The sequence below is a fragment of the Shigella sp. FJ200513 genome (assembly GCF_040495915.1).
Lineage (GTDB): Bacteria > Pseudomonadota > Gammaproteobacteria > Enterobacterales > Enterobacteriaceae > ECMA0423.
In genome coordinates this window covers 1-21,997 of the sequence record NZ_JBDYCV010000050.1, presented here as the reverse complement: position 1 = coordinate 21,997, position 21,997 = coordinate 1, and the positions used below count along the sequence as shown (strand labels likewise).

Sequence of the window (21,997 nt, the reverse complement as noted above, 5' to 3'; positions counted from 1 at the left end):
AAAATTCCACATTTCAAGTTACATGACGCGACAGGCAAACCCTTTCAGATATAGCCCTTCCGGGTAGGTAGCGATCACCGGATGATCGGCTGCCTGACGGAACTGCTCTATAAATTGTACATCACGACCGGCATCAATTGCGGCATCCGCGATGATTTTCTGAAATAAATCGCTGGTCATCAGACCGGAACAGGAGAAAGTCAGGAGAATACCGCCTTCATTCAGCAACTGAATCGCCAGCATGTTGATGTCTTTATAACCACGACACGCGCCCATCAACTGGCTTTTATTCTCAACAAACTTCGGCGGGTCCATCACGATAACGTCAAATTTTTCACCGCGATCGCGATAAGTACGCAGCAATTTAAAGACATCATCACGGACAAACTCAGCCTTGCTCAGATCCAGTTTGTTCAGCTCAACGTTCTGCCGTGCAATATCCAGCGCTTCCTGGGAGGTATCAACGCTGACAACCTGGCTGCAACCGCCCATCAGTGCCGATACGGCGAAACCACCGGTATAGGAGAAACAGTTCAGCACACGTTTATTTTCAACGTAGCGGCGGGTAGCCAGGCGGCTGTCTCGCTGGTCCAGATAGTAGCCCGTTTTGTGTCCGTGCTGAATATCCACCAGCAGCTTCATGCCGTGTTCTTCAATCGGCAGCAGGGCAGGCGGCAACTCGCCGGTGACGAGGCCCTGGGTCAGCTCCATCCCTTCTTTTTTACGTACCGCAACATCGCTGCGATCGTAAATCGCACATTCCGGGTACAGCGTTTGCAGGGCACTAATTAATGCCGCGCGCTGATATTCTGCGCCAGCACTCAGCAGTTGCAGCACCAGAAAATTACCGAAACGATCGATAGTAATACCCGGCAGGCCATCAGATTCTCCGGCGATTAAACGATAGCTGTCGAGGCCATCTTTTTGCGCCAGCCAGTCACGCCATTTTTGTGCTTGTTGCAAACGGCGGGAAAAAAAAGCAATGTCGATAGACTCAGACGGGTCAAACGTCCAGACGCGCGCCCGGATTTGCGAAGCTGGCGAATAAGCGCCGCGTGCTAACCATTTTCCCTGATGATCAACAATATCGATGGTTTCACCGAGGCTGGCTTTACCTTCCATGCGGGCAACGGCCCCGGAAAAGACCCACGGATGGCGACGAAGTAATGATTTTTCGCGCCCTTTGGCTAACACTAAACGTACACTCATAATTTACTTTTCTGTCGATGCAAAGAAATGGGCGTCATTGTCCGGAGTTTTCCATGGATTTGCAACGCGTCCATTAAGGATAAGGAGAGCAGCAATGTCGAAAATCTGCATAATTGCCTGGATTTACGGGCGAGTTCAGGGCGTAGGATTTCGCTACACCACACAGTACGAAGCGAAAAGACTGGGCTTAACCGGGTACGCCAAAAATCTTGACGATGGCAGCGTGGAAGTGGTTGCCTGCGGTGAAGAAGGGCAGGTAGAAAAATTAATGCAGTGGTTAAAGAGTGGCGGCCCGCGTTCTGCGCGTGTAGAACGGGTGCTCAGCGAGCCGCATCATCCCTCGGGGGAATTAACCGATTTTCGTATCCGTTAAATACATTTTACCGGTTTTGGCAGGCCAGCAATTTTGGTGGCTTGCTTAGCCGGGCCTTTCGGGAACAGTCGGTATAAATAGCGGCTGTTACCTTTTTCTTCACCAAATTTATTCGCCATCGCTTTTACCAGCATACGAATCGCCGGAGACGTATTAAATTCCAGGTAGAAGTCACGTACAAAACGCACCACTTCCCAGTGTTCTGGCGACAGCGAAATCCCTTCGTTCTCTGCAATCACCACTGCCAGCGGTTCACTCCACTGGCTGCTTTCTTTGAGATAGCCTTCGGTATCCGTTTCTATCTCTTTACCTTCGAAGATCAGCATAATTATTACTACCTTAATCAGACTGGCGGCAGTGTAACAAAAAACAAAGCCCCGCATAAAGCGAGGCTATGAAAGTGTTAGCGGGTGAGATTAATCGCGGCTGGCGAAGCCCAGAATGCTCAGTAGGCTGACGAAGATGTTGTACAGCGAAACATACAGGCTAACCGTGGCACGAATATAGTTCGTTTCACCGCCATGAATGATGTTGCTGGTTTCAAACAAGATAGCGCCAGAGGAGATCAGAATGAAGACCGCGCTGATCGCCAGATGCAGAGCAGGCAGTTGCAGGAAGATATTAGCAATCATACCAATCAGTACCACCACAATACCCGCCATCAGCATACCGCCGAGGAACGACATATCTTTGCGGGTGGTCAGCACATATGCAGAGCAGCAGAAGAACACTAACGCCGTTCCGCCCAGTGCCATAGCGATTACGTCACCCATTCCGGCAGACAGATAGGTGTTCAGAATTGGTCCGAGGATATAACCCAGAAAACCGGTAAAGGCGAATGCGGAGATAATCCCGGTCGGCTTATTCGCCGTTTTATAGGTCAGGAACATCAAACCATACATACCCACCAGAGTCAGAATCAGACCCGGAGATGGCAGCATCAGCACCGTACTGGCAGTTGCGGTAATCGCCGAAAAGGCCAGCGTCAGGCTCAGCAGAAAATAGGTATTACGCAGCACCTTATGGGTGCTAAGCAGTGATGTACGGTCATGTGAAGAACTAACAATACGATCCATTGAGTCACTCTCTATGACAGATGTAATTAATTAAGCAGCATAATGATAATGCGTAAGGGCACCCAGAAGTTTTACCCATCTTTACGCATTTGATCTGGAACAGGTTTAACAGCGGATTATCAGGTCATTAAGCAAATATAACGCCCTGAGAATTCCGACAGGCAAAAGAAAAAGGGGGTAGCGTTTAGCTAACCCCTTATCTTATTTGGCGGAAGCGCAGAGATTCGAACTCTGGAACCCTTTCGGGTCGCCGGTTTTCAAGACCGGTGCCTTCAACCGCTCGGCCACACTTCCGGAATGACGCGCACTATAAACATCCCGATGCGGCGTGTAAACCCCTAATTTGTTTGTTTGCCTGAAAAACAGCCAAAAGTGCATTGATAGCGTGAAATAACAGCAGATTGATCATTTCATCACCATGAATTCCTTCTCTTTTACTCGTTTAGCAACCGGCTAAACATCCCCATCGCCCGGCTAAAGAAAAATAGGTCCATTTTTATCGCTAAAAGATAAATCCACACAGTTTGTATTGTTTTGTGCAAAAGTTTCACTACGCTTTATTAACAATACTTTCTGGCGACGTGTGCCAGTGCAGAAGGATGAGCTTTCGTTTTCAGCATCTCACGTGAAGCGATGGTTTGCCTTGCTACAGGGACGTCGCTTGCCGACCATAAGCGCCCGGTGTCCTGCCGGTGTTGCTAGGAGAAGAGACGTGCGATATGAATAACGAGGAAACATTTTACCAGGCCATGCGGCGTCAGGGCGTTACCCGGCGCAGCTTTCTCAAATATTGTAGTCTGGCTGCCACGTCGCTGGGATTAGGCGCGGGAATGGCACCAAAGATTGCCTGGGCGCTGGAGAACAAACCGCGCATTCCGGTGGTATGGATCCACGGTCTGGAATGTACCTGCTGTACCGAATCTTTTATCCGCTCCGCTCACCCACTGGCGAAGGACGTCATCCTTTCCCTGATTTCCCTCGATTACGACGATACCCTGATGGCTGCCGCCGGAACCCAGGCGGAAGAAGTCTTTGAAGACATCATCACGCAATATAATGGCAAATATATCCTCGCAGTAGAAGGTAATCCGCCGCTGGGCGAGCAGGGGATGTTCTGTATCAGCAGCGGTCGACCGTTTATTGAGAAACTCAAACGTGCCGCTGCCGGAGCCAGCGCGATTATCGCCTGGGGAACCTGCGCGTCCTGGGGCTGCGTGCAGGCCGCGCGACCTAATCCGACACAGGCAACGCCTATCGACAAAGTCATCACCGACAAACCCATTATCAAAGTACCTGGCTGCCCGCCGATCCCGGATGTGATGAGCGCCATCATTACTTACATGGTGACCTTTGATCGCTTGCCAGATGTCGACAGAATGGGTCGTCCACTGATGTTTTATGGTCAGCGTATCCACGATAAATGCTATCGCCGCGCTCACTTCGACGCCGGAGAGTTCGTCCAGAGTTGGGATGATGACGCTGCCCGCAAAGGTTATTGCCTGTACAAAATGGGCTGCAAAGGGCCTACCACCTATAACGCCTGTTCCTCCACACGCTGGAATGATGGCGTTTCTTTCCCAATCCAGTCTGGTCACGGCTGCCTGGGCTGTGCGGAAAATGGTTTCTGGGATCGCGGTTCGTTCTACAGCCGCGTGGTCGATATTCCGCAAATGGGTACTCATTCCACCGCCGATACCGTCGGTTTAACCGCGCTTGGCGTGGTGGCAGCAGCTGTTGGTGTGCACGCAGTTGCCAGCGCCGTTGACCAACGCAGACGTCATAACCAGCAACCTACAGAAACCGAACATCAGCCAGGCAATGAGGATAAACAGGCATGAGCACTCAGTACGAAACTCAGGGATACACCATCAATAATGCCGGACGCCGCCTGGTGGTCGACCCGATTACGCGCATCGAAGGCCACATGCGCTGTGAAGTGAATATTAACGATCAGAATGTGATCACCAATGCCGTCTCCTGCGGCACCATGTTTCGCGGGCTGGAGATCATCCTGCAAGGGCGCGACCCGCGCGATGCGTGGGCGTTCGTTGAACGTATCTGCGGCGTCTGTACTGGCGTACACGCCCTGGCTTCGGTTTACGCCATCGAAGATGCCATCGGTATTAAAGTGCCGGACAACGCCAATATCATCCGCAACATTATGCTGGCAACGCTCTGGTGCCACGATCATCTGGTGCACTTCTATCAGCTTGCCGGGATGGACTGGATCGACGTGTTAGATGCGCTGAAAGCCGACCCGCGAAAAACCTCCGAACTGGCGCAAAGTCTCTCCTCTTGGCCGAAATCATCCCCTGGCTATTTCTTCGACGTACAAAATCGCCTGAAGAAATTCGTTGAAGGCGGGCAGTTGGGGATCTTCCGCAATGGCTACTGGGGGCACCCGCAGTACAAACTGCCGCCAGAAGCCAACCTGATGGGCTTTGCCCACTATCTCGAAGCTCTCGATTTCCAACGTGAAATTGTCAAAATTCACGCGGTCTTTGGCGGTAAAAACCCGCATCCAAACTGGATTGTCGGTGGGATGCCTTGCGCCATTAACATTGACGAAAGCGGCGCGGTCGGGGCGGTCAATATGGAACGCCTGAACCTGGTGCAGTCGATTATCACCCGCACGGCAGACTTCATTAACAACGTGATGATCCCCGACGCCTTAGCCATCGGTCAGTTCAACAAACCGTGGAGCGAAATCGGCACGGGTCTTTCTGATAAATGTGTCCTCAGCTACGGCGCATTCCCGGATATTGCCAACGACTTTGGTGAGAAAAGTCTGCTGATGCCTGGCGGCGCGGTGATTAACGGCGACTTCAACAATGTGCTGCCAGTGGATTTGGTTGATCCGCAGCAGGTGCAGGAGTTTGTCGATCACGCCTGGTATCGTTATCCCAACGATCAGGTCGGGCGTCATCCATTCGATGGCATTACCGACCCGTGGTACAACCCCGGCGATGTCAAAGGCAGCGATACCAACATTCAGCAGCTGAATGAACAGGAACGCTACTCGTGGATCAAAGCGCCACGCTGGCGCGGTAACGCGATGGAAGTGGGGCCGCTGGCACGCACGTTAATCGCTTATCACAAAGGCGATGCTGCGACCGTTGAGTCGGTCGATCGCATGATGTCGGCGTTGAACCTGCCGCTTTCCGGTATCCAGTCAACGTTGGGCCGCATTTTGTGCCGCGCGCACGAAGCGCAGTGGGCCGCAGGTAAGTTGCAGTATTTCTTCGACAAGCTGATGACCAACCTGAAAAACGGCAATCTCGCCACTGCTTCCACTGAAAAATGGGAACCTGCAACCTGGCCGACAGAGTGCCGTGGCGTCGGCTTTACCGAAGCGCCGCGCGGAGCGTTAGGCCACTGGGCCGCCATTCGCGATGGCAAGATTGATCTCTACCAGTGCGTGGTGCCGACCACCTGGAACGCCAGTCCGCGCGATCCCAAAGGGCAGATTGGCGCTTATGAAGCGGCGCTGATGAACACCAAAATGGCGATCCCCGAGCAACCGCTGGAGATACTGCGTACTCTGCACAGCTTTGATCCGTGCCTCGCCTGTTCAACTCATGTGCTGGGCGACGACGGTAGCGAGCTGATCTCCGTGCAGGTGCGTTAACAGCGAAGGAGAATCATCATGCAACAGAAAAGCGACAACGTTGTCAGCCACTATGTCTTTGAAGCACCAGTTCGTATCTGGCACTGGCTGACGGTGTTATGCATGGCGGTGTTGATGGTCACCGGTTACTTTATCGGCAAGCCGCTACCTTCCGTCAGTGGCGAGGCGACGTATCTGTTCTATATGGGTTACATCAGGTTAATTCACTTCAGCGCCGGGATGATTTTTACCGTGGTCTTGCTGATGCGGATCTACTGGGCTTTTGTTGGCAATCGTTACTCCCGCGAGCTGTTTATCGTGCCGGTATGGCGTAAAAGCTGGTGGCAGGGCGTGTGGTATGAAATCCGCTGGTATCTGTTTCTGGCAAAACGTCCGAGTGCCGATATAGGCCATAACCCCATCGCCCAGGCGGCGATGTTCGGCTATTTCCTGATGTCGGTCTTTATGATCATCACCGGTTTTGCGCTGTACAGCGAACACAGCCAGTACGCTATTTTTGCGCCGTTCCGTTATGTGGTGGAATTTTTCTACTGGACGGGTGGCAACTCAATGGACATTCACAGCTGGCATCGGCTGGGGATGTGGCTGATTGGGGCGTTTGTGATCGGTCATGTCTACATGGCGCTGCGTGAAGACATCATGTCCGACGACACGGTGATCTCCACCATGGTCAACGGCTACCGTAGCCACAAATTTGGCAAAATAAGTAACAAGGAGCGTTCATGAGCGAGCAACACGTGGTGGTCATGGGGCTGGGCAACCTGCTGTGGGCCGATGAAGGCTTCGGCGTGCGGGTGGCGGAACGGCTGTATGCCCATTACCACTGGCCCGAGTATGTGGAGATTGTCGATGGCGGTACTCAGGGACTGAACTTGCTGGGGTATGTCGAAAGCGCCAGCCATCTGTTGATTCTCGATGCCATTGACTACGGGCTGGAACCTGGAACGCTGCGAACCTATGCCGGAGAACGCATTCCGGCCTATCTCAGCGCGAAGAAAATGAGCCTGCATCAGAACAGTTTCTCCGAAGTGCTGGCGCTGGCAGATATCCGCGGACATCTGCCAGCACATATTGCCCTCGTCGGGCTGCAACCCGCGATGCTCGACGACTACGGCGGCAGCCTGAGCGAACTGGCACGGGAGCAACTGCCCGCTGCGGAACAATCGGCGCTGGCGCAGTTGGCTGCGTGGGGAAGTGTGCCGCAACCGGCTAATGAATCGCGTTGTCTCAATTATGACTGTCTGTCGATGGAAAATTACGAAGGCGTTCGCTTGCGCCAGTACCGGATGACACAGGAGGAGCAGGGATGAGCAACGACACGCCATTTGATGCGTTGTGGCAACGAATGCTGGCGCGCGGCTGGACGCCGGTCAGTGAATCCCGTCTTGACGACTGGCTTACGCAAGCGCCAGACGGCGTGGTGTTATTAAGCAGTGACCCGAAACGCACGCCAGAGGTCAGCGATAATCCGGTAATGATTGGCGAATTACTGCACGAGTTTCCCGACTATACATGGCAGGTGGCGATTGCTGACCTTGAGCAGAGCGAAGCCATCGGCGATCGCTTTGGCGCCTTTCGCTTTCCTGCCACTTTAGTGTTTACCGGCGGAAACTATCGCGGCGTGCTGAATGGTATTCACCCGTGGGCGGAACTGATAAACCTGATGCGCGGGCTTGTCGAACCGCAGCAGGAGCGTGCCTCATGAGCGAAACTTTTTTCCATCTGCTGGGGCCAGGAACGCAACCGAACGATGACAGTTTCAGCATGAATCCACTGCCGATCACCTGTCAGGTGAATGATGAACCGAGTATGGCGGCCTTGGAGCAATGTGCTCACAGCCCGCAGGTGATTGCGCTGTTAAACGAGTTACAACATCAACTAAGCGAACGCCAGCCGCCGTTGGGCGAGGTGCTGGCAGTCGATCTGTTAAATCTCAACGCCGACGATCGTCACTTTATCAATACGCTTCTCGGGGAAGGGGAAGTGTCAGTGCGCATTCAGCAGGCTGACGACAGTAAAAGTGAAATACAGGAGGCGATCTTCTGCGGATTATGGCGGGTGCGCAGACGTCGCGGCGAAAAGTTGCTGGAGGACAAACTGGAGGCTGGCTGCGCGCCGCTGGCGTTGTGGCAGGCGGCAACGCAAAATCTCTTGCCGACAGATTCGCTGTTACCGCCGCCCATTGATGGCCTGATGAATGGCCTACCGTTGGCGCATGAGTTACTGGCACATGTACGTAACCCCGACGCGCAGCCGCACAGCATTAATCTGACGCAATTACCCATCAGCGAGGCTGATCGGCTTTTTCTCTCGCGTCTCTGTGGGCCGGGAAATATTCAGATTCGTACCATTGGCTATGGCGAGAGCTATATCAACGCCACGGGGTTACGCCATGTCTGGCATTTACGCTGTACGGACACCTTAAAAGGCCCGTTACTGGAAAGTTATGAAATCTGCCCAATACCGGAAGTGGTGCTGGCAGCGCCAGAAGATTTGGTCGACTCTGCGCAGCGGCTTAGCGAGGTATGTCAGTGGCTGGCGGAAGCTGCACCGACGTAAAAAGACGGTAAGTATCGCTTTCAGTCTTATGAATATCGCAATCGGCGAATACCTCTGGTCGTAGAGTTTCAGGATAAAGAGGGAGATCTAACATTATCGGGTTATTTTTCTCTCTTCGCCTACAGGAGTGCGCATGTGGGATGTCATTGATTTATCGCGCTGGCAGTTTGCTCTGACCGCGCTGTATCACTTTTTATTTGTACCCCTTACCCTGGGGCTGATTTTTTTGCTGGCTATCATGGAAACCATTTACGTGGTTACCGGCAAAACAATCTACCGCGATATGACGCGCTTCTGGGGTAAGCTCTTCGGTATCAATTTTGCTCTTGGCGTGGCTACCGGCCTGACCATGGAGTTTCAGTTTGGTACTAACTGGTCATTCTATTCCAACTATGTGGGCGATATTTTTGGCGCACCACTGGCGATGGAAGCATTAATGGCCTTCTTCCTCGAATCCACCTTTGTCGGGCTGTTCTTCTTCGGCTGGCAACGGCTGAATAAATACCAGCACCTGCTGGTGACGTGGCTGGTGGCGTTCGGTTCAAATCTCTCTGCATTGTGGATATTGAATGCCAACGGTTGGATGCAATACCCGACCGGTGCGCATTTTGATATCGACACCCTGCGTATGGAGATGACCAGCTTCAGCGAGCTGGTCTTTAACCCGGTCAGCCAGGTGAAATTTGTGCACACCGTCATGGCGGGCTACGTGACCGGGGCCATGTTTATTATGGCGATCAGCGCCTGGTATTTACTGCGCGGACGGGAGCGCGATGTCGCATTACGCTCGTTTGCCATCGGTTCCGTCTTCGGTACTCTGGCGATTATCGGTACCCTGCAACTCGGAGACAGTTCTGCGTATGAAGTCGCGCAAGTACAACCGGTAAAACTGGCGGCGATGGAAGGGGAGTGGCAAACGGAACCTGCTCCTGCACCGTTCCATGTGGTTGCCTGGCCGGAACAGGATCAAGAGCGTAACGCCTTTGCCATCAAAATTCCCGCGCTGCTAGGGATCCTCGCCACTCACTCATTAGATAAACCCGTGCCGGGTCTGAAGAATTTGATGGCTGAAACCTACCCACGCTTGCAACGCGGACGTATGGCCTGGCTGTTAATGCAGGAAATATCTCAAGGCAATCGTGAGCCGCATGTGTTGCAGGCATTCCGGGAGCTGGAAGGCGACCTTGGTTACGGCATGTTGCTCTCCCGCTATGCGCCGGATATGAATCATGTCACAGCCGCACAGTACCAGGCGGCGATGCGTGGCGCGATACCTCAGGTTGCGCCGGTATTCTGGAGTTTCCGCATCATGGTGGGCTGTGGTTCCCTGCTGCTACTGGTGATGCTGATTGCGCTTGTCCAGACGCTGCGTGGCAAAATCGACCAGCATCGCTGGGTGCTGAAAATGGCGCTCTGGAGTTTGCCGTTGCCGTGGATTGCGATTGAAGCCGGGTGGTTTATGACCGAGTTTGGTCGTCAGCCGTGGGCGATACAGGACATCTTACCGACATACTCCGCGCACTCCGCTTTAACCACAGGACAACTGGCTTTCTCACTGATCATGATCGTAGGGCTTTACACCCTGTTCTTAATCGCCGAAGTCTACCTGATGCAGAAATATGCCCGTCTGGGGCCGAGCGCGATGCAGAGTGAACAACCGACGCAGCAACAGGGGTAAAGGAGAAAATCATGTTTGATTATGAAACATTGCGCTTCATCTGGTGGCTGCTGATTGGCGTGATCCTGGTGGTCTTTATGATCTCCGACGGATTTGACATGGGGATCGGCTGTTTGCTGCCGCTGGTGGCGCGTAATGATGATGAACGCCGGATAGTGATTAATAGCGTTGGTGCGCACTGGGAAGGCAATCAGGTCTGGTTGATCCTCGCAGGTGGGGCATTATTTGCAGCCTGGCCCAGAGTGTATGCAGCGGCGTTTTCCGGCTTTTATGTGGCGATGATCCTGGTGCTGTGCTCGCTGTTCTTCCGTCCGCTGGCCTTTGATTATCGCGGAAAAATTGCCGATGCACGCTGGCGTAAAATGTGGGATGCCGGTCTGGTCATCGGCAGTCTGGTGCCGCCGGTAGTCTTCGGTATCGCCTTCGGCAACTTGTTGCTCGGCGTGCCGTTTGCCTTCACACCGCAATTACGCGTGGAGTATCTCGGCAGCTTCTGGCAACTGCTGACGCCATTCCCTTTATTGTGTGGTTTGCTCAGCCTTGGGATGGTGATTTTGCAAGGTGGCGTCTGGTTACAACTGAAAACTGTTGGTGTGATTCATCTGCGTTCACAGCTGGCGACTAAACGCGCTGCACTGTTGGTGATGCTGTGCTTTTTGCTGGCAGGTTACTGGCTGTGGGTCGGTATTGATGGCTTTGTACTGCTCGCCCAGGATGCTAACGGTCCTTCCCATCCGTTAATGAAACTGGTGGCAGTGCTACCTGGTGCCTGGATGAATAATTTCGTCGAATCGCCCGTTTTGTGGATCTTCCCGCTGCTGGGGTTCTTCTGCCCATTGCTGACGGTGATGGCGATTTATCGTGGTCGCCCGGGTTGGGGATTTTTGATGGCATCATTGATGCAATTTGGCGTGATTTTCACGGCAGGCATCACGCTGTTCCCCTTTGTCATGCCGTCAAGTGTGAGTCCAATCTCCAGCCTGACGTTGTGGGACAGCACTTCCAGTCAGCTGACGCTGAGCATTATGTTGGTAATCGTGCTGATATTTTTGCCCATTGTGTTGCTCTACACTCTCTGGAGCTACTACAAAATGTGGGGACGCATGACAACAGAAACTCTCCGCCGTAACAAAAACGAGTTGTACTAAGGAGCAGGAACATGTGGTATTTACTTTGGTTCGTCGGCATTTTGTTGATGTGTTCGCTCTCCACCCTTGTGTTGGTATGGCTGGACCCGCGTCTGAAAAGTTAACGAACGTAGGCCTGATGCGGCGCATTAGCATCGCATCAGGCAATCAATAATGTTAGATATGAAAAGCGGAAACATATCGATGAAAGCGATCTTAATCCCATTTTTATCTCTTCTGATTCCGTTAACCCCGCAATCTGCATTCGCTCAGAGTGAGCCGGAGCTGAAGCTGGAAAGTATGGTGATTGTCAGTCGTCATGGTGTGCGTGCTCCAACCAAGGCCACGCAACTGATGCAGGATGTCACCCCAGACGCATGGCCAACCTGGCCGGTAAAACTGGGTTGGCTGACACCGCGCGGTGGTGAGCTAATCGCCTATCTCGGACATTACCAACGCCAGCGTCTGGTAGCCGACGGATTGCTGGCGAAAAAGGGCTGCCCGCAGTCTGCTCAGGTCGCGATTATTGCTGATGTCGACGAGCGTACCCGTAAAACAGGCGAAGCCTTCGCCGCCGGGCTGGCACCTGACTGTGCAATAACCGTACATACCCAGGCAGATACGTCCAGTCCCGATCCGTTATTTAATCCTCTAAAAACTGGTGTTTGCCAACTGGATAACGCGAACGTGACTGACGCGATCCTCTGCAGGGCAGGAGGGTCAATTGCTGACTTTACCGGGCATCGGCAAACGGTGTTTCGCGAACTGGAACGGGTGCTTAATTTCCCGCAATCAAACTTGTGCCTTAACCGTGAGAAACAGGACGAAAGCTGTTCATTAACGCAGGCATTACCATCGGAACTCAAGGTGAGCGCCGACAATGTCTCATTAACCGGTGCGGTAAGCCTCGCATCAATGCTGACGGAGATATTTCTCCTGCAACAGGCACAAGGAATGCCGGAGCCGGGGTGGGGAAGGATCACCGATTCACACCAGTGGAACACCTTGCTAAGTTTGCATAACGCGCAATTTTATTTACTACAACGCACGCCGGAGGTTGCCCGCAGTCGCGCCACCCCGTTATTGGATTTGATCATGGCAGCGTTGACGCCCCATCCACCGCAAAAACAGGCGTATGGTGTGACATTACCCACTTCAGTGCTGTTTATTGCCGGACACGATACTAATCTGGCAAATCTCGGCGGCGCACTGGAGCTCAACTGGACGCTTCCAGGTCAGCCGGATAACACGCCGCCAGGTGGTGAACTGGTGTTTGAACGCTGGCGTCGGCTAAGCGATAACAGCCAGTGGATTCAGGTTTCGCTGGTCTTCCAGACTTTACAGCAGATGCGTGATAAAACGCCGCTGTCATTAAATACGCCGCCCGGAGAGGTGAAACTGACCCTGGCAGGATGTGAAGAGCGAAATGCGCAGGGCATGTGTTCGTTGGCAGGTTTTACGCAAATCGTGAATGAAGCACGCATACCGGCGTGCAGTTTGTAATGCATAAAAAAGAGCATTCAGTTACCTGAATGCTCTGAGGCTGATGACAAACGAAGAACTGTCTAATGCGTAGACCGGAAAAGGCGTTCACGCCGCATCCGGTCACTTTCAGTTTTACTCTTTCTCGGAGTAACTATAACCGTAATAGTTATAGCCGTAACTGTAAGCGGTGCTGGCGCGTTTAATCACACCATTGAGGATTGCGCCTTTAATATTAACGCCAGCCTGTTCCAGACGCTGCATTGACAAGCTCACCTCTTTGGCGGTGTTCAAGCCAAAACGCGCAACCAGCAGGCTGGTGCCGACAGAGCGTCCCACGACCGCAGCATTGCTCACCGCCAGCATCGGCGGCGTATCGACAATCACCAGATCGTAATGGTCGTTCGCCCATTCCAGTAATTGACGCATCCGATCGCGCATCAGCAGTTCAGACGGGTTAGGTGGCACCTGACCGCGAGTAATCACATCAAAGTCTCCTTTGCCAAAATGCTGGATCACTTTGTTGAGCTCATCTTTACCTGCCAGATATTCCGACAAGCCATGTTCATTACTCACGGTAAACAGGTTATGCGAATAACCACGGCGTAAGTCGGCATCAATAAATAACACTTTTTGATCGGACTGGGCGATCACCGCTGCCAGAGTTGAACTGACAAACGTTTTACCACTGTCTGGCGTCGCACCGGTGATCATCAGAATGTTATTCTCAGTCTCCATCATAGCGAAATGCAGACTGGTTCGTAGCGCACGTACGGCTTCCACAGCAGAATCCGCCGGGTTATCCACCGCCAGGAAGGGGATATTTTTAGTACGATGGCGCTGCTGATTAGAAAATAAATTTTTCTTACGCAGACGGGTGCGTTTATCCAGCCACTCGGACATTGGGATAGTGGAATAAACGCTGATGCCGTGCTCTTCCAGTTGTTCCGGGGCTTCTACACCACGACGCAACATCGCACGCGCCAGCACGGCACTCACCGAAATAAACAGGCCAAGAATAAAACCAAGCACCACATTCAACGCTTTTTTCGGTTTCACTGGCTGCGGCTGAGTGACTGCCGGGTCGATAATCCGCACGTTACCAATGGCACTGGATTTCGAAATACTCAACTCCTGCTGGCGGTTAAGTAATTGCAGATATACCGCACGGCCCGCTTCTACGTCACGACTTAAACGCAACACTTCCTGTTGGGTGGAAGGCATTGCCGATACCCGCTTATTCAGGCGTTTGCGTTCTTGCTCCAGCGTCTGGCGTTTTTCCAGCAGCGCACGATAAGTTGGGTGATCTTTCTTATACAGCTGGGAGATCTCTGCCTCGCGGAAGGTCAGCTCATTGAGTTGATTATCAACGTTCACAATCTGCTCAAGAACGGCTTTGGCTTCCAGGTTAAGGTCAACCGAATCGCGCTGCTGGCGATAAACGTTGAGTTTTTCTTCCGCCTGGTCCAGCTCGCTGCGCACTTCAGGTAACTGGCGCTGTAAGAATTCAAGGCTTTGTGAATCCTGCGCCGCCTGGCGAGCGATATTCTGTTGCAAATAGTTGTTAGCGATGCTGTTCAGAATACGAGTAATCAACTGGGGATCATCACCAGTCATGGTAAGTTCCAGCATCCCGCTTTCTTTACTGCGTTCGCTAACGGTAAAGGTTTCCTGCAATGCGTTAATCGCTTCCAGTTCGGTACGCTGGCTCAGGACAAACTGTGTTCCTGGTTTGGCCTTAATGTCCGCGATAGTCAGCGCAACGCCATCTTTTTCCAGACGCTGGCCGACCATACCATTGACGGTGAACTCTTCACCTTCCAGTGTATAGTGGCCGTTTTCCCCAACCGTGAGTGTCAGTTGCTGATCCTGACCATTCAGTTGTGGAATATGCATCCAGCTGATCGCCAGCTCACCTAGTTTTTCTTTGGTTAATCTCGCCCAGCCGCGACCCACAATCGGAAAATACTTCTGCTCAACTATGTCGCGCAGATTCAGTTCAGCAATGGTTTTACCGAGAATCATGCGCGATTGCAGCAGTTGGATCTCCGGTGCAGACTCGGGCGATGAGTTAGGGATCATATCGCTCAGGCCGCTGAGAATGGCGTTGCCCTGTTTTTGCTCAACCTGGACCAGAGTATCTGCCTGATAAATTGGTGTGCTTAACAGCGATCAGCGTGAATAACGCGGTCACGCTGATAATAAACTTACGGTGATCCCATAACTCGCCGACCAGACGAAGCAGATCGATCTCATTTTCCTGAGTGCTGCCTGGTGGCGTATTCATATTTTTAGTTGTCATCGTATTTTATAAACTCAAATTACCGGCTGAGGCGCTTCGCCCATTCCTGACTGGCGCGCTCCAACATACTGTAGACATGTTCAAATGCGTCCTGACTTTTACGATAGGGATCCGGGATCTCTTTCTGTTCCAGCCATTGCCCAAACAGCATTGTCTTCCCGCGGACCTCGGGAGCAATTGCGGTAACCTGAGCAATATGTTCCGACTCCATTGCCAGAATCAGATCGTAATTTCGTGCCATCTCAGCAGTGAGCTTACGTCCGGCATGTCCTTCAAGAGATACGCCATGATTAGCGGCAACATCTGCCGCTGTCGCATCTGCAGGGTGTTTTACCAGACCATGAACACCTGCCGATTTGACTTTTACGCCCGGCAGACGTTTACGCAGCAAGCGCTCGCCAATGGGCGAACGGCAAATGTTGCCGGTACAAACCACTAGGATTGAGTTAAATTTTAGTTGGGCCATGTTTGAATCCACCGTGAAGTCTCTGTCAGGTCATGCACCCCGGAAATCGTCGGTACCAGCAGAGAAATCACACGGTTCCAACGAGCCAGCGGCGCGGTAGTGACATAAACAATGTCGTAAGGTTCAAGCTGGAATTCCGTTCCGAGTATCATTGCCGATGCGTCCTTCGCATTCAGCTGATAAATATTGGCGATTTTGCCATTCTGCTTGTTTTGCGTTGCACGAATAACAAAAATCCCCGTCGCATCAGCGACATCCTGATTCATACCCTCAGCGTTACCCAGCGCTTCTGCCAGGGTCATACCGCTGCGGTCCATTTTCAGCGTGCTCTGTTTACCCACTTCACCCATCACGAAGACTTTCAGATCATCGTTGCGCGGAATAAATAAAATATCGCCCGGGTGCAGCAGTTTGTTCTGGCGCAAGTCGCCACGCTGCATCAGCGCATAGAGGTTCACTTTGGTCTTTACGCCATTCTGGGTGAGCACCACGTTGCGCCAGTCTGCATCTGCGGTCAGACCGCCCGCGGCGTTAATCGCATCCATGATGGTCAGAGGAATATTGGTAATCGGCTGCTGACCCGATTTGCTGACTTCGCCGGTGACGTACGCTTTTTGCGATCGGAACGCCGCGACGCTGACATCGACTTGCGGGCTTTCAATGACTGAATCGAGACGCGCTGTAATCTCGTTGCGTACCTGGGTAAGTGTTTTCCCGGCCACTTTCAGGCGACCAATATAGGGGTAGAAAATCGCACCATCGGCGTTAACCCAGTTGCCGGTATCACTGGCGCTACGGTATTGCCCTGCGGGGGTGGTTAGTTCCGGGTGATCCCAGACCGTAACCATCAACACATCACCAATCCCGATACGATATTCATAGTTTGCGATTTGCTGCTCCAGCTCCGGGTTAGCCTGCGACATAATCGGTTTGGCGCGCAGCTGATCAATCAATCCTGGCGTGACGGGATAGATATTGACCATTTTGTCCAGGTCATACTGATTGTCAGGTAGTTCAATGACATCCTTGTTACTGGTCGATAAATTCTGACCAGGAACAAGGGTACATGCTGTCAAAGACAGAACAGCCAATGTCAGTACCGAAAACTTAAAAATGTTCTTTTTCATTGGTTTATATTTATCAGTCAATGTAATGTTATGAATTACGTCAGGTTATTGTCCAACCGGTACTTCTCGCTCTGCCGTCATTGGATCGAGCTGGTATTTGCGTGACAGCATTTGTCCACCATCACGCGTCAATGGTGTCCACGAAACCACCGCGCGGTTGCGGTTAGGTCCAATGGTCATCAAGTCGAACGGAATCGAGATATAAAAACCTTTACTAAAGCCGCCTTCGCCGTAGTCATCTTTAGATACGTTACTGATTGCCGCCCATACCCCTACCGCCACGCCGCTGTCAAAGAGTTTGGCGACGTCGATCGTTGCGCCTTTATCTTTTGCCAGATATTGCCCAACGCTAAGTTTCATCAGTACGCCATTGAGCGTCGGCGGGTTCCAGTAAGCCGTCACGAAACCTGTGGGCGTGGAATAATCGGTGAAGCGCATCATGTTGTCCCAGTCACGCTGCTTCACGTAGTTAACGTCCACACCCAGCGCCCAGCTGGCATCTAGCGGGCGATAAAGAAGCTCGGAACCGACACCGGCATACATCGTTTCCAGATAACCGCCATACACCTGGCCATAGAAACCATTGCCTAAGTCGGCAAAGTAATTCGCTTGCAAGTTGTTGAGATAAACGTCATTGCGAACGTAATCACGGATATGCGTGCGCACGCGGGGCAGGGTAGAGTCCGCGGGTAACAGTGAAGACTTAAACTTGTCGTAGTTGTTGTAAATATTGGTGAAAATACCGTCATCAAGCAGCAGGTGGTCGGTAAACCAGTAGCGGGCGCTGGACATCAGCCCCAGCTGGAACATATAGAAATCTTCCGGGCCGCCCAGCGACTGTGAAAGTGTTGGGTTGAAAGAGTAGCTAAAGCGATCTTCACGAATACGGTAGCACCGACCAAAGGCAGAAAGATCTTCTGCTTCAACACGTTGTTGTTGCAGTTGCTCTGATTTACCAGGCGCTGTGCCGGCCAGCTGTTTGCGCAGGCTGGCTACGTCGGTTTCGGTAGTCACCATCGCCATATGCTCGCGCTTTTGCGTCACGCTAATCTTCTCAACGCCTTGCGGCAGGTTATTCACCAGAATCCGGTTGGCACGATCGACCGCTTCGCGAGAGTCACGGTATTTGTATTGCTGACCAGACATATACAGCGTCTTATCGCGTAGCTGAATTTCTGGCGCGTCAAAGCCCGCGTTATACTTCAGGGCGGTAAGTTGGTTTGCTACCGTGGTGTACTGCAAACCTTCAGACTCTGGCGCAGGCTGCCAGGCCGGTTTTGGCGTATCGCGTAGGGCAGGGCGCAGATCGTTGAAATTGGTCCGTAAAGTGAAACCAAACATCAACGTGTTTCCGCGTTCATAACTGAGGTTGAGGTCTGCCCAGCTGGCAGCGCGATAAACTGCACCGACGTTGAAATGGCTTGCCTGAGGCAGTTTGCCAGCGAAATCATTCTGGTAATTGTTGCCGTCGTATTCGAGTTTCAGACGCAGGGGATTCCACGGCGTTTGATACTCAATGCCGCCAAAGATGGAAGCCGGGCCACGAAAGATATCGCTAAAGCTGATATCGCCCGCATCGTGAGACTCTGCGCGATGACAATATTTATCGCTCACCCGGCAAAACGGGTTGGTAATATTGCCCGCATTACCGGCGTAGCCCCATGCCATCCCGAGGGTGAAATCAAATGGCCCCGCTTGCTTGCTGGCCACCAGATATTCACCGTCAAACAAACCCGTACCAGCAATATCACGTTTACCAAACGCCACTTGCGGTAGCCAGTAACCTTCTTCCCACAGGCGAAGTTTAAAATCGAATGATTTGTCTTTGTATGACTGATCGCCGCTGAAATCTTCCCACTGGCTATATTTGCGTGTGCGCACATCCGTATAACGAATGGTGCCTTCCAGCCATGGGAACAGCGCCACGGAGGTGGAGTAGAACCGGTATTGATCGTTATCCCGGTAGTTGACGCTGAATTCACCTTCCGGTGCGATGCGCGCATTTGGCATCTGCAACAATCCTGTGCCGCCAAAGTCTGATTGCGACGAACCCAGCGGATCCGGGTAGGTTAATACTTCAGCATGACAGGCACTGGAGACGGCAATGGCCAGGCAGCTTAAAAGATAAGAATTCTTCTTCATCAGTCAGGAACACGTTGCGTTAAAACAGACACAATCTGGTCATTTAAATCAGCATATTTTTCGGGCAGTACATGCGCAGAAAAGCCCAACCAAAGCTGGCTGCCAGGCGGTGGTTCCACATGTCTTTTATTCCACAGGGCAACAGGGGCGACGACAGTCTCACCCTCAGGCGTAATCACCATAACGTTATTCTTGTCTGCGCCTGCAAGGCGGGGGTGATCTTGCAGATAATCGGTAACGCTACGGCCTGCCTGCCAGGGCAATTGCCCAGCCCCAGAAACCGCACCCAGCAGAGTAATAGTCACCGGACGCTGTACGGTATAGAGCGTATAGTCCCCGACCAACGGGGGATTGCTGTTCTCATCCACTCGTACAAAATCAGGGTCCAGTTTGACCGGTAAGCGACCAGTGATATTGAGATTGAGTAACTGCTGGCGCACGGATTTAATCGTTGCCGCCACATCGTCGTCAGCTTCTGCTTCCCAGGAAGCAAGCTGTGCCATGACATGTTGGTAGTCTTTAAGCGCTTTAGCTTTCGCCGCAGAGTCGGTCAGCAAGGCACCAGGCCACCAGAGGCGATCGCGCAGTTGCGGTTGTGTCACCAACTGGACAACATTTTCCACGGGGCCAACGGAAAGTGTCTGTTGTTCGCTAGGCAGATAAATAGTCACCGTTCCTTGCGCAAAGGCATGGGGTGTCATTACGTAAAGTACGCTGGCAATGAAATACGACTGTAATTTATTCATGGTGCGGGTTTAAGAAACGTCATTTCTACGGGAATAACCCCTGCGCCTAACATTTGCCGACTTTGACGAACCTGGCCAGTAGCCGAATCGACCCAGAATGTGTTTTGCCACTGTTTTTCTGGCAGCGTGGAAGTCACCTCTTCCTGCCAGACATTACACAGCACATTGTGACCCGCAATATTCAGCGTCTCTAATCCAGCAAAGGAAAAAGTAGAACTTAGGGTCGCAGAGCGAAAATGGTTGTCTTCACTCCAGAGAATATCGCGCGTCCAGCGGCTGCCATCTTTTATTGCCAGCGCGTTACGCAGAGGGGCCCGCCCGGGATTTGTCACTTCCAGCAGATTATTATTAAGTTTGACGGTCTTTAAAAGACGTCCATTGTGGGTAACCAGCATGGCGTTATCCTGGGATAACCATTTGCTTTGTTCTTGTTCTATATATCCCAGTACCACAAAGATTCGTTGCCCTTCATTAAGGCGTAAATACATCGTGGAATAAGGCAACGCCTGGATCTGCTGAGCCGCTACAGTGATATCCTGATTATCGAAAAGGCTGGCGCGAAATGTATCGACCATACTTTGCTGGCTGTGCGTACATCCCGCAAGAAATAGTGCGAAAATCGATAAAATAAGAGGGCGCACCTTTAATCCTTGAAAGGTTAATTAAAAAAATGCAAATCTCTAAAGCCCGGTACGAATATCGCAACCGGGTATTATTTAACTTGAATTTCGACGCGTTTAAGCAGAATTAGCGCGTAGTGGACGTGGTGGTTGAGGTGTTATGAGAACCGCCATCGCCACTGTCATTTGCTGCAACTACTGCCAACGTCGCCACACCAACAGCCGTTGCCACACCGACAACTGTCGCCGTGCCGACAGCGCCAGCAGCCACGCCACTAGTGGTAGCCGCAGTCGTGGTTGCACCTGTAGTGGTCGTTGTGGTGCCAGTAGTACCCGTCGTTGCCTCGGTCCCGTTTGCTGCTTCAGGGGCAGCAAACGCAGCTGGCGTCGTCAACATGAAGGCCATAAGGATTGCAGAAAGCTTGTGTTTCATAACTTTTCCTTTATTCATCGCATGGACAATACGTACGCTTGAGATCAGGATTGTCTACTTTGAGTATAACATCCTTGTGAAATCTCCCTTTCCTCATACCGCTAGCACTATATACTGCGGGTGGGAAAGGCGCGCAGAGGGAAATATAAGATTGTTAACGATTTCCCTCTGGAAATACGACTTGTGAGCATAAGATAAATCTTAGAAAAATACGAATTAAAGATAAGAAAATTGTTACGAAAGCTATTAATTATTGTTGGTAATATAGTTTCAAGTGGTACTATAACTGGCTGTTAAATGGCATTTATAACTATTAGGTGCAGAGATATTCGCTTAAATGGATTAGTTTCTTAGTGGAAAAGTAACTGATGTTATAATGTATGGTGTTGACTATTGAACTATTCCAATAAAACCAGTCAGCTTTAAACAAGCAGCGTCATATTAAGAGAGATAAACATTTGCCGCTGTTGGTCCTCGCAGGCCATTTACGCGGCAAAATTCCACGCGTAATCCTGGTATAAGCACTTCTGCGTCGCGGGGAGTGAATGCGGAAATATGGACCTGGACTTCTTTACGACCGTCGGAGGGGATAATGAATCCTTTGCCGCTTTTGCGATCAAAGGTTTTGACAATTCCTGTCATTTTACGGGACAAACAAATTCCTTACTGAAAATACTGCGCTGCACTATACGGGGTTAATAAAATAAAGCCAGCGATATTTAAGACCGCCGGACGGCTAAAATAAAATTTGCTTAATCTCAATTATCATGCCTTAATAGCTGCGTCGGTTTGAAAGACAGACAGCATACAAAGTAGTTTACTAAAGCAGTTCTCATTATCAGGCATTATCCCCTTCTTTTGAGTCTCTCTCCTGAACACTAAGTGGTTTCTGTATTAAAGCCCTGTTTGCCGAAAGGCCCAAAATGAAGGAAGTAAAATATGTCTAATAAAATGGTAATGCTGCCAACTTACTGATTTAGTGTATGATGGTGATTTTAAGGTGCTTGCGTGGCTTCCATTTCCATCAGA

At 51.6% G+C, this 21,997-nt stretch carries 21 protein-coding genes, 1 tRNA gene and 1 pseudogene; 11 read left to right on the top strand and 12 right to left on the bottom strand.

From position 1 onward, the window contains the following. Window positions 1-18: 18 nt before the first annotated feature. A complete protein-coding gene (rlmI, locus tag ABZJ92_RS12385) occupies window positions 19-1,209 on the bottom strand; it encodes a 23S rRNA (cytosine(1962)-C(5))-methyltransferase RlmI (protein ID WP_000116288.1) in 1,191 nt (396 codons plus the stop codon). A gap of 94 nt (window positions 1,210-1,303) precedes the next feature. Between rlmI and yccX the strand changes: the two genes are divergently transcribed. Further along, window positions 1,304-1,582, top strand: coding sequence for an acylphosphatase (gene yccX / locus ABZJ92_RS12380; protein ID WP_000034173.1), 279 nt, complete (start codon window positions 1,304-1,306; stop codon window positions 1,580-1,582). Here the strand turns inward: yccX and tusE are convergent. The 3 genes from tusE to ABZJ92_RS12365 form a co-directional block, all read right to left on the bottom strand. Further along, the gene (tusE, locus tag ABZJ92_RS12375) at window positions 1,579-1,908 is read right to left on the bottom strand and encodes a sulfurtransferase TusE (RefSeq protein ID WP_000904442.1); all 330 of its coding nucleotides are present in this window, start codon (window positions 1,906-1,908) and stop codon (window positions 1,579-1,581) included. The two genes, yccX and tusE, sit on opposite strands and share 4 nt — an antisense overlap. 90 nt (window positions 1,909-1,998) lie before the next feature. Beyond that, window positions 1,999-2,658: an FtsH protease modulator YccA gene (yccA, locus tag ABZJ92_RS12370; RefSeq protein WP_000375134.1), complete on the bottom strand. Its 660-nt coding sequence runs from the start codon at window positions 2,656-2,658 to the stop codon at window positions 1,999-2,001. A gap of 206 nt (window positions 2,659-2,864) precedes the next feature. Next, window positions 2,865-2,952: transfer RNA gene (locus ABZJ92_RS12365), tRNA-Ser, on the bottom strand. Window positions 2,953-3,377: 425 nt separating this feature from the next. On the opposite strand from ABZJ92_RS12365, the gene hyaA reads away from it, so the two are divergent. The 10 genes from hyaA (at window position 3,378) to appA (ending at window position 13,153) form a co-directional block, all read left to right on the top strand. After that, window positions 3,378-4,496, top strand: coding sequence for a hydrogenase 1 small subunit (gene hyaA, locus ABZJ92_RS12360; RefSeq protein ID WP_001058323.1), 1,119 nt, complete (start codon window positions 3,378-3,380; stop codon window positions 4,494-4,496). After that, window positions 4,493-6,286: a Ni/Fe-hydrogenase large subunit gene (gene hyaB / locus ABZJ92_RS12355; protein WP_000107384.1), complete on the top strand. Its 1,794-nt coding sequence runs from the start codon at window positions 4,493-4,495 to the stop codon at window positions 6,284-6,286. The genes hyaA and hyaB overlap by 4 nt, the downstream gene beginning before the upstream one ends. Window positions 6,287-6,304: 18 nt before the next feature. After that, window positions 6,305-7,012 carry a Ni/Fe-hydrogenase b-type cytochrome subunit gene (hyaC, locus tag ABZJ92_RS12350; RefSeq protein ID WP_001186413.1) on the top strand — a complete coding sequence of 236 codons (708 nt, stop codon included), beginning with the start codon at window positions 6,305-6,307 and terminating at the stop codon, window positions 7,010-7,012. Continuing rightward, window positions 7,009-7,596, top strand: a complete 588-nt coding sequence (gene hyaD, locus ABZJ92_RS12345) for a hydrogenase 1 maturation protease (protein ID WP_000003095.1) — start codon at window positions 7,009-7,011, stop codon at window positions 7,594-7,596. The genes hyaC and hyaD overlap by 4 nt, the downstream gene beginning before the upstream one ends. Next, complete coding sequence (hyaE, locus tag ABZJ92_RS12340) at window positions 7,593-7,991, top strand: hydrogenase-1 operon protein HyaE (RefSeq protein WP_000063973.1); 399 nt, start codon at window positions 7,593-7,595, stop codon at window positions 7,989-7,991. Before hyaD ends, hyaE begins: the two co-directional genes overlap by 4 nt. Next, window positions 7,988-8,845, top strand: a complete 858-nt coding sequence (locus ABZJ92_RS12335) for a hydrogenase expression/formation protein (RefSeq protein WP_000004909.1) — start codon at window positions 7,988-7,990, stop codon at window positions 8,843-8,845. The genes hyaE and ABZJ92_RS12335 overlap by 4 nt, the downstream gene beginning before the upstream one ends. A gap of 133 nt (window positions 8,846-8,978) precedes the next feature. After that, window positions 8,979-10,523, top strand: coding sequence for a cytochrome bd-II oxidase subunit 1 (appC, locus tag ABZJ92_RS12330; protein ID WP_000263563.1), 1,545 nt, complete (start codon window positions 8,979-8,981; stop codon window positions 10,521-10,523). 11 nt (window positions 10,524-10,534) lie between these two features. Then, window positions 10,535-11,671 carry a cytochrome d ubiquinol oxidase subunit II gene (gene appB / locus ABZJ92_RS12325; protein ID WP_000460794.1) on the top strand — a complete coding sequence of 379 codons (1,137 nt, stop codon included), beginning with the start codon at window positions 10,535-10,537 and terminating at the stop codon, window positions 11,669-11,671. A gap of 11 nt (window positions 11,672-11,682) precedes the next feature. Beyond that, window positions 11,683-11,775, top strand: a complete 93-nt coding sequence (gene cbdX, locus ABZJ92_RS12320) for a cytochrome bd-II oxidase subunit CbdX (RefSeq protein ID WP_000270305.1) — start codon at window positions 11,683-11,685, stop codon at window positions 11,773-11,775. A gap of 79 nt (window positions 11,776-11,854) precedes the next feature. After that, a complete protein-coding gene (gene appA, locus ABZJ92_RS12315; protein WP_005047441.1) occupies window positions 11,855-13,153 on the top strand; it encodes a bifunctional acid phosphatase/4-phytase in 1,299 nt (432 codons plus the stop codon). A gap of 114 nt (window positions 13,154-13,267) precedes the next feature. On the opposite strand, the pseudogene etk reads toward appA, so the two are convergent. The 8 genes and pseudogenes from etk to cspH all read right to left on the bottom strand — a co-directional run bounded on the left by etk (window position 13,268) and on the right by cspH (window position 21,622). After that, window positions 13,268-15,434 (bottom strand): annotated as a pseudogene (etk, locus tag ABZJ92_RS12310) (tyrosine-protein kinase). Between the two features lie 19 nt (window positions 15,435-15,453). Next, a complete protein-coding gene (gene etp, locus ABZJ92_RS12305) occupies window positions 15,454-15,900 on the bottom strand; it encodes a protein-tyrosine-phosphatase Etp (RefSeq protein ID WP_000057872.1) in 447 nt (148 codons plus the stop codon). Beyond that, a complete protein-coding gene (locus ABZJ92_RS12300) occupies window positions 15,888-17,027 on the bottom strand; it encodes a polysaccharide export protein (RefSeq protein WP_001295357.1) in 1,140 nt (379 codons plus the stop codon). Before ABZJ92_RS12300 ends, etp begins: the two co-directional genes overlap by 13 nt. Before the next feature lie 45 nt (window positions 17,028-17,072). Next, window positions 17,073-19,169 carry a YjbH domain-containing protein gene (locus ABZJ92_RS12295; protein ID WP_000742319.1) on the bottom strand — a complete coding sequence of 699 codons (2,097 nt, stop codon included), beginning with the start codon at window positions 19,167-19,169 and terminating at the stop codon, window positions 17,073-17,075. After that, the gene (locus ABZJ92_RS12290; RefSeq protein ID WP_001038092.1) at window positions 19,169-19,915 is read right to left on the bottom strand and encodes a capsule biosynthesis GfcC family protein; all 747 of its coding nucleotides are present in this window, start codon (window positions 19,913-19,915) and stop codon (window positions 19,169-19,171) included. Before ABZJ92_RS12290 ends, ABZJ92_RS12295 begins: the two co-directional genes overlap by 1 nt. Further along, window positions 19,912-20,556, bottom strand: a complete 645-nt coding sequence (gene gfcB / locus ABZJ92_RS12285; RefSeq protein ID WP_001247604.1) for a lipoprotein GfcB — start codon at window positions 20,554-20,556, stop codon at window positions 19,912-19,914. The genes ABZJ92_RS12290 and gfcB overlap by 4 nt, the downstream gene beginning before the upstream one ends. 106 nt (window positions 20,557-20,662) lie before the next feature. Further along, a complete protein-coding gene (locus tag ABZJ92_RS12280) occupies window positions 20,663-20,968 on the bottom strand; it encodes a hypothetical protein (RefSeq protein WP_005083611.1) in 306 nt (101 codons plus the stop codon). A 441-nt stretch (window positions 20,969-21,409) separates the two neighbouring features. Further along, window positions 21,410-21,622 (bottom strand): cold shock-like protein CspH, encoded by a 213-nt coding sequence (gene cspH / locus ABZJ92_RS12275; RefSeq protein WP_000087763.1) that lies wholly within the window; start codon window positions 21,620-21,622, stop codon window positions 21,410-21,412. Between the last annotated feature and the right edge of the window lie 375 nt (window positions 21,623-21,997).

Coding starts and splice junctions, on each gene's coding strand:
- ABZJ92_RS12280 (WP_005083611.1), bottom strand. CDS start 20,968: ATGAAACACAAGCTTTCTGCAATCCTTATGGCCTTCATGTTGACGACG.
- rlmI (WP_000116288.1), bottom strand. CDS start 1,209: ATGAGTGTACGTTTAGTGTTAGCCAAAGGGCGCGAAAAATCATTACTT.
- appA (WP_005047441.1), top strand. CDS start 11,855: ATGAAAGCGATCTTAATCCCATTTTTATCTCTTCTGATTCCGTTAACC.
- ABZJ92_RS12335 (WP_000004909.1), top strand. CDS start 7,988: ATGAGCGAAACTTTTTTCCATCTGCTGGGGCCAGGAACGCAACCGAAC.
- hyaC (WP_001186413.1), top strand. CDS start 6,305: ATGCAACAGAAAAGCGACAACGTTGTCAGCCACTATGTCTTTGAAGCA.
- yccX (WP_000034173.1), top strand. CDS start 1,304: ATGTCGAAAATCTGCATAATTGCCTGGATTTACGGGCGAGTTCAGGGC.
- ABZJ92_RS12300 (WP_001295357.1), bottom strand. CDS start 17,027: ATGAAAAAGAACATTTTTAAGTTTTCGGTACTGACATTGGCTGTTCTG.
- etp (WP_000057872.1), bottom strand. CDS start 15,900: ATGGCCCAACTAAAATTTAACTCAATCCTAGTGGTTTGTACCGGCAAC.
- hyaA (WP_001058323.1), top strand. CDS start 3,378: ATGAATAACGAGGAAACATTTTACCAGGCCATGCGGCGTCAGGGCGTT.
- appC (WP_000263563.1), top strand. CDS start 8,979: ATGTGGGATGTCATTGATTTATCGCGCTGGCAGTTTGCTCTGACCGCG.
- appB (WP_000460794.1), top strand. CDS start 10,535: ATGTTTGATTATGAAACATTGCGCTTCATCTGGTGGCTGCTGATTGGC.
- yccA (WP_000375134.1), bottom strand. CDS start 2,658: ATGGATCGTATTGTTAGTTCTTCACATGACCGTACATCACTGCTTAGC.
- hyaD (WP_000003095.1), top strand. CDS start 7,009: ATGAGCGAGCAACACGTGGTGGTCATGGGGCTGGGCAACCTGCTGTGG.
- hyaB (WP_000107384.1), top strand. CDS start 4,493: ATGAGCACTCAGTACGAAACTCAGGGATACACCATCAATAATGCCGGA.
- ABZJ92_RS12290 (WP_001038092.1), bottom strand. CDS start 19,915: ATGAATAAATTACAGTCGTATTTCATTGCCAGCGTACTTTACGTAATG.
- cbdX (WP_000270305.1), top strand. CDS start 11,683: ATGTGGTATTTACTTTGGTTCGTCGGCATTTTGTTGATGTGTTCGCTC.
- tusE (WP_000904442.1), bottom strand. CDS start 1,908: ATGCTGATCTTCGAAGGTAAAGAGATAGAAACGGATACCGAAGGCTAT.
- ABZJ92_RS12295 (WP_000742319.1), bottom strand. CDS start 19,169: ATGAAGAAGAATTCTTATCTTTTAAGCTGCCTGGCCATTGCCGTCTCC.
- hyaE (WP_000063973.1), top strand. CDS start 7,593: ATGAGCAACGACACGCCATTTGATGCGTTGTGGCAACGAATGCTGGCG.